The following is a 14213-nucleotide window of genomic DNA, read 5'->3' as shown; positions in this document are numbered from 1 at the left end:
ATAAAAAATGTCTATTGGTTTCCAAGTTTTGAAACGTGAGCGTAAAGCGTCAGATGAAATGATCAAGGCGTTTACCGGTCTTCCAGTGGCCAACGTATCCGATTCAATGAATCGTGTTTTTGCTGCGGGTCCAACACTACGTCCAATGCACACCTCAGGCGCTATGATCGGTTCCGCGATCACAGTGAAATCTCGTCCTGGCGACAACTTAATGCTTCATAAGGCCATTGATATGGCTGAGCCGGGTGATGTGATTGTTGTGGACGCCGGTGGTGATCTAAGCAATGCCCTAATGGGTGAGCTAATGCTGGCCCATGCAATCAACCGCGGCGTGGCTGGTTTTGTTCTAAATGGCGCCATTCGTGATTTGGATGCCTTTGAAGAAACAAACTTACCGACATTTGCGGCGGGTGTGACGCATCGAGGTCCTTACAAAGATGGTCCGGGCGAAATCAATGTACCCATAAGTATTGATGGCATGATCATCCATCCAGGAGACATTGTGATCGGTGATTGTGATGGCGTTTTAGCGGTGCCACTGGATCATGCTGAAGCGGTATTGGCCAGCACAATGGAAAAACAAGATAAAGAAGTGAAGCAAATGGCGGCGATTAAAGCACGTACCAACGATCGTAGCTGGGTCGATGCGGCACTGAAAGAAAAAGGCTGTAAATTTCCAGAATAAATACTGAATTTTAGCCAGCTGTAAATTTTTACAACTGGCTATCTAAGTGTTTGGGTCTGAGCGGAGGCTCAAATATACAGTAGGGACACCTCTCTACTAAACGTAAAATCTCAGGAGAAGACGCATGTTCAATTATAAAAAGAAAGCTGCGCTTATGAGTGCCTTGTTATTCGCATCGGGTGCTGCATTGGCTGATTACCCAGAGAAACCGATCACACTGATTGTGGGTTTCTCTGCCGGTGGCGGTACGGATGTTATGGCACGCAATGTAGCGCCATTTGTTGAAAAATACCTAGGTAATGATGCCAGCATCGTTGTGAAAAACATGCCAGGCGCCAGTGGACAAATTGGTATTACCGAAGTAGCTCACTCTGATCCAGATGGCTACACCATTGGTACGTACAACCTACCGGGTATGATGGCACGTACATTAGACCGTGAGGCGAAGTATTCAGCAGACAGCTTTACGTTTCTTGCCAACATCGTCAGTGACCCGAACGTTATTGTAACGGCTAAAAAAACGGGCATCACCAACGCTCAAGAGTTGATTGAAGCTGCTAAAAAAGCGCCTCGTTCGATTACGGTTGGCATGTCCAGTCTGGGTGGAGATGACCATTTAGGGTTAACGAAATTCCAAAACATTACGGATACAGAATTCACCATCATTCCCTTCAAAGGGTCTTCCGCAGCTCGTACGGCCATTCTAGGCGGGCATGTAGCAGCTGGTGTGTTGAATATCTCAGAGGTAGCGGCCTTTAAAGATGAGTTGAATGTGATTGGTGTTGCCCAAGCGAAACGCTCTGAGTTTGCGCCGAATGTAGAGACCTTCAAAGAACAGGGTGTTGATTTTGTTAATGGTGCATTGCGTGGTTTCGTTGCGCCTGCAGGTTTACCCGCGGACGTTGAGCTGAAGTTGCTTGAGGCATTTAATCAAGCCGCAAACGATCCTGAATTGTTAGCGAAAATGAAAGCAACAGCGAACCCAGTTGAAGCTTCCATTGGTGAAGACTTCAAGAATCTAAACGATGAGTTATACGAGTTAGCGAAACAGGTTTGGGAAACCACTCCTTGGAAATAATCGCTGTCGGTGTGGGGTAATCTTGCCCCACACCTTTTTTTTACCCTTTTGGATAGTGGCTTGTGATGAATAATAACAATACAAAACCATTGTTTCGGCCGATGATAGTAATTGCAATCTGCATTTTTATTGCATCAGCTGCGTTCCTTGTGCCTGCTTTAGAGCTCAACGGCAATGCCTCATTGTTGCCGGTTGCCATGCTTGTCTCTCTGATGCTTCTATCGGTCATATTAATCGTGATTGATGTCAGTAAAGCTCGAAGCAATAAGGCACCTCATACGCCTGCGCTCGAATCGCCTAAGCGTGTCGTTGGCGCTTTACTGTCTGTTTTCCTATTTGTCACCTGTGTAGACCTTTTCGGATTTTATCTTACGACCGCGATCTTCGTACCCGTGACGGCTTATCTTTTCGGCTGCCGCAGCGTAAAAATTCTACTGATAGCTGACGTCATTGTGGTTGCAGGTATTTATCTTATCTTTGGTATGGCAATGGCTAAAGATTTTCCGATGGGCTCAATTTGGTAAAGGTGGCAAATTATGTACATGGATCTTATTTCCGCTCTGCCGAGCGTGCTCACATTAGATAACTTTTTTGCCATTGTGATTGGCGTATTGTCGGGTATTGCAGTGGGTGCAATGCCGGGCTTGAGTGCCACAATGGCCATCTCAGTATTGGTTCCTTTTACGTTTGGTTTAGACCCATTAGTCGCCTTAGGCTTAATGGCAGGTATTTATAACGGTGCCATGTACGGTGGCGCGATACCGGCCGTACTATTACGTATTCCTGGCACACCGGCCGCGGTGGCGACCAGTTTTGACGGTTACCCTATGGCACAAAGTGGCCGTGGTGGCTTTGCGTTGCAAATCGCTGTCGTGTCTTCTGCAATTGGGGGGATTGCCAGTGCCCTCGCTTTAATGCTGTTGGCGCCGCCGTTAGCGAAAGTGACGCTTTTATTTGGTCCGTCGGAGGTCTTTTGGATCGCTGTATTCGGCCTTTGTAGCATTATCTTCTTGTTAGGTGAAAACCCGATCAAAGGTCTGATCAGTGCTTGTTTTGGTATCTTTGTCTCCATGGTGGGGGCAGACCCAATTACCAGTGAAGACCGTTTTACCTTTGGTCAACTTGAGCTTTTAGATGGCATCAACATGGTCATTTTGTTGGTGGGGCTTTACGCCATGCCGCCTGTGATCGATTTGCTTGAGCAGCCGTTGGATACAAAAGAAGCTGGTAAAGCGCTTAAAACAGAATCGCTGTGGCGCAGTTTGCCGAAGATGTTCCATTTCTGGAAAACATGGATTCGCTCTTCATTGATTGGTATTTGGATCGGTATCCTGCCAGGTGCTGGCGGCTCTATGGCAGCATTCATGTCTTATAATGAAGCGCGTCGTGCGAGTAATAATCCAGACGAATGGGGCAAAGGAGAGCCAGAAGGTGTTGCGGCGTCTGAAACAGCCAACAACGCGGATACGGCTTCTGCGCTGATTCCTGCCTTAACGCTGGGGATTCCTGGCACTGCGGTAGCGGCCGTTATGTTAGGGGGATTATTGGTACATGGCTTGCAGCCAGGTCCCATGTTATTCCGTGATAATCCTGATGTGGTCTTTGGGTTTATGTGGCAGTTCTTGTTTGGCGCAATCCTATTGGTTTTCTTAGGTGGATCGCTGGCTACCAACAGTTTCGCACATCTACTAAAGCTGCCTCGTCCTGTGTTAGGGGCCATCATTATTGTATTGATGTTCATCGGTGTTTATTCCATAAACGGTCGGATGTTCGATGTCTACTTGATGCTTGGTTTCGGTTTAATTGGCTATGTCATGGACAAGTTTAAATTCCCATTACCGCCTGTGGTTCTTGGCTTGATCCTCGGTGGGTTTGCGGAAGAAAATCTACGTTTGACGTTATTGATTGGTCAAGGTCAATGGTCTTCACTGTTCGCTAACACAACAAGCTTAGTGTTGGTCGCAATGACCATCGCGGTTGTGGTAGGCCCTATGATCAAACGTCGCATTGTGAAAGCTCGCTAGCCAAAAAGCTAATGCGCAAAAAGGTGTAGACAAGGTTGGCTCATCACTGCGCCAGCCTTGTCTTATTTAAGTGGCCAAGTATCTTCTTGGCTAACTTTGTTAGCAATAATAAATATAGTTCAAATGCTACGGAGACTTACATGAAATTAAAAACGATAGTTGCCAGTACTTTAATGGTGTGTTCGGTTGCGGCCAGTGCGACGAGCTGGACAGGTTATACTTACTCATCTGTGTCAACTACTGCCGCAGTAAAAGGTATGACTCGTATCAGCGAGCGCGTTGCGTCAGAAACGGACGGTGACCTAGATATTAAAATCCACCTCGGTAAAACCCTGCAAATCAAATCCGCTGACATCACTCAGGCTGTAGGCGATGGCATTGTGGACTTCGCGGCCGATTATTTCTTTTCTGGGAATGTGCCGATTGCTCGCGTATTGAATCTGCCCATGCTGATCGAAAATGATCAAGAGTGGGAGAAAGCCTATGAGGCAATGAAACCAATGCTTGAAGAGGCATTTGAGCAGCAAGATGTGGTTTTATTGGGCGGCTATCGTTATCCGCAACAAGTGTTTTTCACCACTTTCCCTGTCGATCAACTGAGTGATATTAAAGGCCATAAAATTCGTGTGACCTCTCCGGAACAAGGCCAATTTGTAGAGACCTTTGGTGGCTTACCTATTACCTTGTCTGGCAGCGAAGTGCCTACGGCATTGGAGCGTGGTGTGATCGACGGTGTGTTGACGGCGAGCGCTGGCGGTGCAAAAAAATGGCATGAGTTTTTGCCAAACAACTACCGTTTTGCGGTGAATTACGGTAACTCAATGATCATCGCCAACATCGATTCCTTCGAGGATTTAGATCAAGAAGATCAAACCATTTTGCGTCACATCGTGGCCGAAGAGGGTGACAAGATTTCGGCGGAATTCATTGAAGATGAAAAGGCGCAAATGGCGTCTCAGCAATCAAAGGGTATGCTCATCACTATTGCGGCAGAGGGTGATGCTCAAAAAGCACGTGATTTGCTGCGTCCTTACTGGACTGAATGGGCGAAAGAAAATGGCGCTGAATACGAACAGGCCTTGTCTGTCGTTCTAAAGGCGATTGGTAAGTAGTATGCATTCCGAGCAACCTTTACAAGGTGTGGCACCCGCCGCACCTTTTTTCAATCTGTTAGGCAAAAGTGTGGGGGTTCTGACTTCCGTGATGCTCACTGCTTTGGTGTTGCTGGTGTCGCTGGAAGTCTTTTTGAGAGCCGTCTTCGGCTACTCCCTTGGATTTGTCGAGGAAGTAACGGGATACTTAGTGGTGGCGCTTACGTTGTTTGGCGCAGCGATGGCGGTAAGAGCGAACTCTTTGTTCCAAGTACAGGTCGTGTTCGATGCATTCCCGTATTCGGTAAAAAGGCTGCTCGGTGCTGTGTTCGCTCTGTTAGCCATTGCCATCTGTGCGGTACTGGCGTGGAAAACGTTTGACCTGGTGGGCAGTTCTTTTAGCCGCGGCAAGTTTGCTCCCACCGTTCTGCGCACGCCTTTATGGATACCACAGACGCTTTTGCCTTTAGGCTTTGTTGTCATCGGTATTTTTTTAGTAGAGCACCTGCTTATTTTGTTACGTATGAAGGACGGTGATCAATAATGGAAGGCATTTTAATATTTGGTCTTCTTGTTGGCCTGATAGTTGGAGGCATGTGGGTTCAGTTTGCTGTCGCCAGTGCTGGCTTAACTTATCTGTGGGCCATTAAGGGCTTTGCCGGTTGGAAGGCTTTAGGCATTGTGAGTTGGGGCTCTGCGAACAGTTTTACGCTCGCAGCCATTCCGCTCTTCATTCTTATGGCGGAAATTTTATTAGGCTCAGGACTGAGTTCTCGATTGTATAATGGGGTCTCTCCTTTTGTGCGTCGTTTACCCGGAGGCTTACTGCACACGAACATCGCGGGCAGTGGCATTTTTGCTGCTATCTCCGGTGGCAGCGCACCGACGGCCGCTGCGATGTCAACCGTGGCATTGCCTGAATTGTCATCGCGCGGTTACAACATCCGCTTAGTGTCTGGCTCATTGGCGGCAGGGGGCACGTTAGGCATTTTGATTCCGCCCTCCATCACCATGATCATTTACTCCACTTTTACCGAGACCTCGATCGCCCAATTATTCTCTGCAGGCATGTTGCCAGGTATTTTGCTGGCCGTGTTCTACATGGGGCTTATCATGATTCGCTGTACGTTGAATCCTAATTTAGTGCCTGTCGACAAAAGTAAGCTGACGTTTAAAGAGCTATACACCGCCGCTCTTGACGTTTTTCCATTCTTAATGTTGATATTCATCGTTTTGGGCAGCATTTATGGTGGCATTGCGACGCCCACTGAAGCGGGTGCTGTAGGCGTGTTAGGGGCAATGCTGGTCGCGGGGATTTATAAACGCTTAAATGTGGCTTTGCTGCGTAATGCGTTGACGCGCACGATCAAAATGAGCGGTAATATTTTGTTCATCGTGTTTACCTCTATGATTTTTGCGTACGCAACGGCTTTGTCTGGGGCGGGTGAAACTCTGGTGAATTACTTGCAGGAAGCGGACGTCTCGCGTTTCATGTTTCTTGTCATCGTCATGGTGATCTTTGCGATCCTAGGCTGCTTTATGGAAGGCTTAGGTATGATCGCAATCATCGTACCGGTTATTTTTCCTGCCTTGATGGCGTTGGATATTAACCTTATATGGTTTGGTGTGTTCGTCGTGATTCTGGTTGAGCTGGGACAACTGACCCCTCCACTTGGGGTGATTTTGTTTGTTGTTGCGAGTTCTTCTAAGAACGTAAAAGTCGAAGACGTTGTGATGGGCACCTTGCCTTTCTTCATTGTCATTGTGGCTTTTCTTTTCCTATTGATGGCGTTTCCGGAAATCGCTTTGTATTTACCCTCCTTAACAACAGGTTGATAACATGACGTATCCTCTTCCAGAGCCCGCTGTATTTGATGCGGAAGTTTTTACTGAGTTACCTGAATCCTTACGTCGTCCCAATGCGTCTTCCTATTGGGCGACTCGTAATAAACGAGGCGCTACGGTAGACAGTTTCATTGAAGGGCCATCATTTGATCGTGACGGCAATTTATACTTTGTTGATATTCCCTTTGGACGCATTATGCGAGCGGACCCTGCTGGGAAAGTGGTTCAAGTCGCTGAATACAATGGGCAGCCAAACGGTCTAAAAATCCACAAGGATGGACGTATTTTTATCGCCGACTTTCAGAATGGCATTATGCAGCTTGATCCGCAGTCAGGTGAGGTGACAGGGGTGCTGAAGGACTGTGATTCTGAAGGTTTTAAGGGCTGTAATGATTTACACTTTGGTCCAGATGGTTCGTTGTATTTTACGGATCAAGGCCAGACGGGACTGCAAGACCCCACTGGCCGAGTATACCGTTGGCAGCCTGAGACGGGGGAGCTGACTTGTTTGATTGATACAGCTCCAAGCCCCAATGGTTTGGTGTTGGATGTAAACAGCCATGTACTGTATCTAGCCGTCACGCGCGCTAATGCAGTGTGGCGTCTGCCATTGTCAGAAAGTGGGCGTGTTAACAAAGCTGGCCTGTTTTTACAGTTCAATGGTGGGCGCGCGGGTCCAGATGGGTTGGCACTGACCGCTCAAAATGGTGTCGTGGTTTGTCAAACGGGTATGGGGTTAGTTTGGATACATGACAATCTAGGTCGCCCCGTAGCGGTGGTTCGATCTCCCAAAGGCTTGGGTACTACAAACTGTGCATTCGGTGGCAAAGATTTGCGTACGCTTTATATGACGGAATCGGACAGTGGTTCAATTCTCAAAGTCGAGTTTCCTGAAGAGCTCAACATTTCAGGGCATCCGATGTATTCCGGTTATACCGGCCGTTAGACGTCACCTTGTGGTGAGCCAACCCAATGGGGCCCTTACGGTCCCCATTGGGTTGGCAGTGATACGTTCAACCGAAACAGGATATGGGTCGTTAATCGCTTCTCAGATTACGCCATATCCAGTGTCATCAGTAGGCGCATTTGACCTGCTTCGACACTTGGAGAGCGGTGAACCGCTCCTCGGCCTTCATTCCCTTCCCAACGCTCACCTTTTAACAGCGCCACGTCACCGACACTGATTTGTTGGACGTCAGCCTCGGCACGAACTAAGCCTGAGTGACTGTCCGGCTGGCCATTATTACCGCGACCCAGTTTTTGACGGTTTAGCGATTGCTCGTCAAGCCATTGCGTTGCTGGCCCAGCATAAGTAGTAATCAGGCGACAAGGTACTTGATCCACATGAAAACGTGGGCACATAGCGCGATCCACTTGCGTTAGACGAAGGCCTGCTGTGTTTAAATCAAATAAACAGCAGTAGGCATCAACCAGTAGGGCAATGTCGCGGATCAAGGCGTCACGACCATCGATACTTGGTAGGCCGCGTGCCAAAGCATCACTGACGTTCTCAGGAGAGACAATTTGATTGAGTGAAAAGCTCTTCCCTGCAGAGAGTACCTTAAACACCGCTTTTTCCGTGTCGCTGTCGAGCTGACGTTGCCAAACCATTAAGTTAACGTCGTCTCGATAAATGCCCGCAAGGCCCGATAACTCGTCAGAAAAGTCTGAAACTGGCGAGCGTAAAGCACCGAAGGTTTCTTCTAAAACGCTCATGCTGCCCCCTGTTGCCATTCTGGGAAGGGATCTTCCATATCTTTCCAGACACTTTTACCTTGCAACAACTCTTCTTCTGTTAGTAGGGCGTCGTTGAGTGCTTGTGTCATGCTTTCTTGATCAAGGTTTTGACCAATGAAGACCAGCTCCTGTCGCATATCACCAAAAGGCTCATGCCAGCTTTCTTTGATCAGTGCTAATGATGCCTCGTCTTGTGGCCAATATTGTTTTGGCACCGCATGCCAAAACATACCTGCAAAACCGTATTGAGCAATGCCACCTGCTTGGCTCCATTGCCCCGCAAACTCTGGACGCGATGCTAACCAAAAGTACCCTTTTGAGCGAATCAGTTTACCGTACTGTTCTGTGCTGTGTAGGAAGTGGTGAAAGCGTTTTGGATGAAATGGTTTGCGAGCGACAAAGCTGAAACTGGCAATGCCATATTCTTCGGTTTCAGGTGTGTGCTCACCGCGCATTTCGGCAAGCCAACCTGGTGCTTGTTGGGCTTTTTCAAAGTCGAATAATCCAGTGCCTAGCAATTTATTAACAGGTACTTGCCCACGTTCCATTGGAAGGATTTCAGCAAGGCTGTTTAAACTGCGAAGAATGGCTTTCAGCTCGTTAAGCTCTGATTCATTTACCAAATCGATTTTGCTGATCAACAATAAGTCGGCAAACTCGACTTGATCAATCAGCAAGTCGGCGACGTTGCGCTCATCTTCGTCACCTAAGAATTCACCGGTTTCTTTTAGGCTTTTGGCGGTTTGGTAGTCTTTTAAGAAATTAACGGCATCGACGACGGTTACCATGGTGTCGAGAGTTGCGATATCCGATAGGCTGACGCCATCTTCATCGGCAAAGGTGAACGTCTCAGCCACGGGCAGCGGCTCCGAAATGCCTGTGGACTCGATGACAAGGTAATCAAACTTGTCAGCTTCGGCGAGCTTACGTACTTCAATCAGTAAATCTTCTCGCAAAGTACAACAGATACAGCCATTGCTCATTTCGACCAGCTTTTCTTCGCCGCGATTAAGTGAGACTTCTTGTTCAATGAACGCGGCATCAATGTTGATTTCACTCATGTCGTTGACGATCACGGCAATGCGTAAGCCGTCACGATTATTAAGTAAGTGGCTGAGTAAGGTGGTTTTACCTGCGCCTAAAAAACCGGATAAAACGGTAACAGGCAGTCGTTTGGATGTGGATGATAGGGTCATTAGGTTCTCTCCTGAATTTATAAAACGTTATAACATAACATTTGTTTTTATTAAAGCGTGTTGCTTTCTTGAGTCATCCCTTAGACCTACGCGTAAATTACTTTTATTATTGACCCCTTGGTTGGGATTAAAGATGAGGTGGTGTGTGTCCGAGCGAGAACAAGAACTGCTGGAAGTGATGACTCGGGTTGATGGCGTCACGCCAGGAACGGGGCTTAAGAAGCATACTAAAATGGCGACAAGCCCATTTTTGATGCTACGAGGAGCTTCCTCTGTGTTTTATCAAGATTTGGCCAGCCTGAACTACCGTTTGCCTGACGCATTAGAATCATGGCCACTGACGATGGTGGTTGGCGACTGCCATGTTTCTAACTTTGGCTTTTTTAGCGAAGAGGGCTCCCATGGGGATGAGGTTATTTTCGCGCCGAATGATTTTGATGATGCCTGTGTTGGGTATGCGGGCTGGGATCTACTTCGGTATGGCGTGAGCTTGTTATTGTGTGCTGACCATTGCCAAGGTGCTTTGGAAGCGCGTTATCAGCTATTGGAGCCAATAGATAAAAGCAAAGTCATTGATCATGATAGTGCACAGCGCGCATTGACGGCTTTTTGGCAAAGTTATCGCGACACCTGCCAACGTATACTGGATAAAGAAATCGATTATCGTTATGTATTACAAGATTTTGCGGATGAGCATGTATTGTATAAAGCCGAGCAAAAGGCTCGTTAGCGCCAAGCTGGTGGCATCGATTTCTCAAGCAAAAGTTCTCTAGCGAAAGCGGTCGATCTTGACGCTCGTCCATTGGTTTTCAAAGAGGATGCGGAAAAGTTTAAAGCAGTGGACGGCAATACCTATCGCACTATTGAAAAGGTTTTTTCACCTTATGTGGACGACCACATTCTCGATATCGTCGAGCGTATTGGTGCTGGAACGGGTTCCGTCAACATGAAGCGGTATTATCTATTGGTTGGGCCAGAGACGGTTTCCACAGAAGAGGACATTACACTGTGTCATCTTGTTGAAGTGAAAAAGCAGCGGGCCGCCGCCGCGCTGTTTGAATACCAAGATTTAAGTTTAATGAATTTATTATCGCCTGCGCATTTGACCGTTAACTGTCAGCGCCGCATGCAGCGCAATCCAGATCTGGTGTTGGACGATGTGAACTGGCGTAAGGCGCATTGGTTGGTTCGTTCACGACATCATGCACGAGTGGGGATCGACCCAGAAGACATTGCTTGTGGTAAACGTGCGCTAAAGGGGGGCTATGAAGAGTACGCTATTGCCTGCGGTACATCGTTAGCGTTAGCTCACAGTCGGTTCGATCGGCGCTCTATGCGCTTTGAACAAGCCGTAGTGAATACCTCCGATGAGGTTTGGTCGGCGTTGGAAGCACTACAACATGATTATGCCCAGCAAGTGATCGAAGATTGGCGATGGTTAGCACAGCTGGAGTCCTTCGCGGAGTAATGCCAATACGAGACAGCGCGCTTTAGTTCTTTGCAATTTGTGCCCAATGGAATAACTGCTGATGATCAACCGCATCTATTTGCTCTGCTTTAAGAAACGTTTTTGCGTAAGTAAGGTAGGTTTCAGTCTCGACAAACAACTTAAATAAGGGGCCATCTAGGTGTTCATCGCGCACCATAAAGGCCAGTATTTTGAGAGATTCAGAGACTGTCTTGCCTACTTTGTATGGACGATCGGATGCGGTTAATGCTTCGAAGACATCGGCAATGGCTAGAATACGATCTTGTACGCTCAATTGCTGTGCGTTTAACTTTCGAGGATAGCCACTCCCGTTGAGCTGTTCATGATGATTACTGGCGATGTTAGGCACATTCTTTAATTCTTCTGGAAACGGCAGAGATGACAGCATCTTAAAGGTCTGTACCATGTGGTCTTTAATGATAAAGCGCTCTTCTTTCGTCAACGTGCCGCGTTGAACACTTAAATTATAAAGCTCCCCTTTATTGAATGCCTGCTCTGGTAGGTCCATATCGAAGCCCCAGATATTGTCTGAGTTATGAGCTTCTACAGCAGGTTTTCGGTCCCCCCATACTTCGATATGCTCGATTTTGTCTGCTAGAAGTGGTTCGCGTACAGGCAGTAGTTCTGGCGTGTCGGGAAGCTGTTGTTGCTCGTCTTGTGATATACCAATACGACTACTGAAATGACGTGTCCAAGATTGAGTGGCAATACACTGAAGTCGATCTAGGTTTTCTTGATCCATGAATTCGCCGCCGATATTGCTGGTGGCAATGAAGGCGAAATCTTCTTGTAGGCGTTGTTGTTGGGCGTATTTAGCTTGCTCTAAGCGCTGTTTATCTTGACCCGCAATTAAGCCTGTTAAGTATTCTATCTCGGCGTCGCGCCATAATACTTCAAAGCGAGTCCTAACTTCATGAATACGATTATAAATGGTTTCTAGCTTGGTCGCTTTGTCCACCACATGAACGGGGCTAGTGATTTTGCCACAGTCGTGCAGCCACGCAGCAATATGAAACTCTCGGCGTTCGTATTCGTTCATTTTAAAGGTAGCCAGCTCATCTGATTGTGATCGAATTGCTTCGTCAGCAAGCATTTCAGCCAGCTCTGGCACACGTTCACAGTGGCCGCTGGTGTAGGGTGATTTCGCATCGATTGCATCGGCGAGCAAACGAATAATGCCGTCCAGTAGTGCCTGTTGGGCTTCAAATTGTCGGCGAGTGGCGATTGCCGTTGCGGCAGCGCCTGAGACTTCGGTCATAAAGTTGTGGAAGGTTTTATTATTGATATGCGAATCTTTTGGCAGCTGCAGTACCAGCACACCAAGAATCGATTCATCTCTATCGATCAAGGGTGTTAAAAATAAGCTGTTATCTTCCGCTTTCAGAGTGCTGATCAACTCTGGAAGCAGCTTATCCCAAGTTTGATTGCAGCAGTTGATGTGTTCAGGGATCGGCATACTTCCTTTGGTCGCAATGTTTAGTGTCAGCTCGTTTTTATTGAACAAATACACCGCCCCGGCCCTTGAAGAGGTAATGGCGATCAGGTGTTTCGACACCTGAGCAAGCATACTTTCTAAGTCAGGGTGGTGGGCAAGTTTATGGGAGATCGACTGGAAGTTATGGATGGTCAATGCCATATGATCGGTGAGAGAGGAGAGTACATTGATTTCTTTTACCGAAGAGTTGATGACGATTTTACGGCTGAAGTCGAAAGAGGCGAGTTTACTGACTTCTGTCGATAGCAATTGTAGCGGCCGAGAAATAGAGCGGCCGACCAGTAGGCCGAACAATACTAGTATCATAATGACTCCAGCAGATAGGAGCAGTTGATTGATTAAGTGCTGGTTAACATCTTTTAATAATTCCGCCTTTGGAATAGCGTAGAGCAGTAGCCAGCCTTGATCACTGAAACTGTTAATAGGTAAAGTCATGCCGTACCAAGCATTCTTACCGGTATAAAATTCTTCTAAGTTTTGCTGCGCCTGAGGCAACGTTATGAGTTGGCCGAACGTTTTATTGGGTAAGTCCGTGACTCTTTTCAGGGTAGGTTTGTTTGAGTCATCGTATTCGACAAGTGAAATATCCGAGTTGTTGTGTCCTAAAATCAAATGATTCTTGTCGACTAACGCCATGTGTACCGCGTTAGAGGGTTGCAAACGTTTCATAAAACTGGATAAGTCGTTGATGGAAGCGTCTACGCCTACCGTTGCTTTGGCTGACTGATTGCGTAGAGCAAATGAGGCGCCTACTTCGCCTGTGGTATAGAAAGCATAGGGTGGTGTAAGAATGAGGCCATTTGATTGTTGTGCGTGTTGATACCAAGGCCGTTCGCGGGGGTCGTAAGCATAATCTTGTGATGCAAGCGCAGAGCCTAACGAGTTGAGTTGTGGGTCGAAGAATTCCCAGCGTGTTTCAGCGATGGCGCCTGCTGCGTCCCGGTCGATTGCTTGTAATAAATAGTTTGCCTTGTCGGGGGCTGCAAGTGCTTGTTTGGCATGTGGGTTTTTCAGCGAGCGTAAGAGAAAGAAGTCACCGTCGTCATAGCCAACATAAATTGAACTCAATATAGGGTTCATTTCCATCATACTGGCCAGCAGAGGGATTCGAGAGAGGCGCTGATCTAACGTTGTCTGATTCACAATGGCGTCATGATTAAGCAAAATGACGCTTTTTTCCGCTGTTTGGGTCACGTACTCGATTTGCTTTTCAAGAGATAAGGTCGTCTGTTTGGCGCTGAGCTCGACTTGGCTATTTAAAGATGCACGGGAGTATAGGTATGAAAACAGCGTTAAGACTGCAGCTAGCAGAAGCATGCTAATAATGATGCTGCCACTGAATAAAACTCTGATCGGAATGCCGGATTCCTTGCGGTGTTTGTTCATCCTTGTATCCCTTTGGAAAGGCTAAAGTACAAATAGTGATCGCCACAGTAGCTTTTTAGTATTGTCGACAGTTCAGGAATACACAAGGCGGGGTGTGGGTATGACTGGAGGGTTCACCGTAAGGGTGATGGCGTAGAATGGTCTGGCTAAATGAGATAATAATAAGCCTGCGGGGATGAATGTCATG

At 47.3% G+C, this 14213-nt stretch carries 13 protein-coding genes; 10 read left to right on the top strand and 3 right to left on the bottom strand.

Annotation, left to right across the window (positions count from 1 at the left end):
* Positions 1 to 7: 7 nt before the first annotated feature.
* From ACPUEK_RS01480 to ACPUEK_RS01445, 8 genes are all read left to right on the top strand, one after another.
* On the top strand, positions 8 to 685 hold the full coding sequence (locus ACPUEK_RS01480; protein WP_425642055.1) for an RraA family protein: 678 nt from the start codon (positions 8 to 10) through the stop codon (positions 683 to 685).
* Between the two features lie 124 nt (positions 686 to 809).
* A complete protein-coding gene (locus ACPUEK_RS01475) occupies positions 810 to 1763 on the top strand; it encodes a Bug family tripartite tricarboxylate transporter substrate binding protein (RefSeq protein ID WP_425642054.1) in 954 nt (317 codons plus the stop codon).
* Positions 1764 to 1828: 65 nt separating this feature from the next.
* Positions 1829 to 2287 carry a tripartite tricarboxylate transporter TctB family protein gene (locus tag ACPUEK_RS01470; protein ID WP_425643044.1) on the top strand — a complete coding sequence of 153 codons (459 nt, stop codon included), beginning with the start codon at positions 1829 to 1831 and terminating at the stop codon, positions 2285 to 2287.
* Positions 2288 to 2299: 12 nt separating this feature from the next.
* Positions 2300 to 3787 (top strand): tripartite tricarboxylate transporter permease, encoded by a 1488-nt coding sequence (locus ACPUEK_RS01465; RefSeq protein WP_425642053.1) that lies wholly within the window; start codon positions 2300 to 2302, stop codon positions 3785 to 3787.
* A 140-nt stretch (positions 3788 to 3927) separates the two neighbouring features.
* Complete coding sequence (gene dctP, locus ACPUEK_RS01460; protein WP_425642052.1) at positions 3928 to 4899, top strand: TRAP transporter substrate-binding protein DctP; 972 nt, start codon at positions 3928 to 3930, stop codon at positions 4897 to 4899.
* A gap of 1 nt (position 4900) precedes the next feature.
* Positions 4901 to 5422 carry a TRAP transporter small permease gene (locus ACPUEK_RS01455; protein ID WP_425642051.1) on the top strand — a complete coding sequence of 174 codons (522 nt, stop codon included), beginning with the start codon at positions 4901 to 4903 and terminating at the stop codon, positions 5420 to 5422.
* Positions 5422 to 6714, top strand: a complete 1293-nt coding sequence (locus tag ACPUEK_RS01450) for a TRAP transporter large permease (protein WP_425642050.1) — start codon at positions 5422 to 5424, stop codon at positions 6712 to 6714. Before ACPUEK_RS01455 ends, ACPUEK_RS01450 begins: the two co-directional genes overlap by 1 nt.
* 4 nt (positions 6715 to 6718) lie before the next feature.
* Complete coding sequence (locus ACPUEK_RS01445) at positions 6719 to 7669, top strand: SMP-30/gluconolactonase/LRE family protein (RefSeq protein WP_425642049.1); 951 nt, start codon at positions 6719 to 6721, stop codon at positions 7667 to 7669.
* A gap of 107 nt (positions 7670 to 7776) precedes the next feature.
* On the opposite strand, the gene ACPUEK_RS01440 is transcribed toward ACPUEK_RS01445, so the two are convergent.
* Together ACPUEK_RS01440 and zigA are read right to left on the bottom strand one after the other, a co-directional pair.
* On the bottom strand, positions 7777 to 8439 hold the full coding sequence (locus ACPUEK_RS01440) for a DUF1826 domain-containing protein (protein WP_156489015.1): 663 nt from the start codon (positions 8437 to 8439) through the stop codon (positions 7777 to 7779).
* Complete coding sequence (gene zigA, locus ACPUEK_RS01435) at positions 8436 to 9656, bottom strand: zinc metallochaperone GTPase ZigA (protein WP_067215845.1); 1221 nt, start codon at positions 9654 to 9656, stop codon at positions 8436 to 8438. The genes ACPUEK_RS01440 and zigA overlap by 4 nt, the downstream gene beginning before the upstream one ends.
* Positions 9657 to 9801: 145 nt before the next feature.
* Here zigA and ACPUEK_RS01430 point away from each other — a divergent pair, with 145 nt between their 5' ends.
* Both ACPUEK_RS01430 and ACPUEK_RS01425 read left to right on the top strand, forming a co-directional pair.
* Complete coding sequence (locus ACPUEK_RS01430) at positions 9802 to 10386, top strand: DUF2252 family protein (protein WP_425642047.1); 585 nt, start codon at positions 9802 to 9804, stop codon at positions 10384 to 10386.
* Between the two features lie 15 nt (positions 10387 to 10401).
* Complete coding sequence (locus tag ACPUEK_RS01425; protein ID WP_425643043.1) at positions 10402 to 11124, top strand: DUF2252 family protein; 723 nt, start codon at positions 10402 to 10404, stop codon at positions 11122 to 11124.
* Between the two features lie 22 nt (positions 11125 to 11146).
* Here the strand turns inward: ACPUEK_RS01425 and ACPUEK_RS01420 are convergent, their stop codons facing one another.
* Positions 11147 to 14026: an HD domain-containing phosphohydrolase gene (locus tag ACPUEK_RS01420; RefSeq protein ID WP_425642045.1), complete on the bottom strand. Its 2880-nt coding sequence runs from the start codon at positions 14024 to 14026 to the stop codon at positions 11147 to 11149.
* Positions 14027 to 14213 lie beyond the last annotated feature (187 nt).

It is taken from the genome of Marinomonas gallaica, from assembly GCF_049821165.1.
Lineage (GTDB): Bacteria > Pseudomonadota > Gammaproteobacteria > Pseudomonadales > Marinomonadaceae > Marinomonas > Marinomonas gallaica.
Note: the sequence above shows the minus strand (reverse complement) of the source record. Positions and strands in the feature narration are given on the sequence as shown.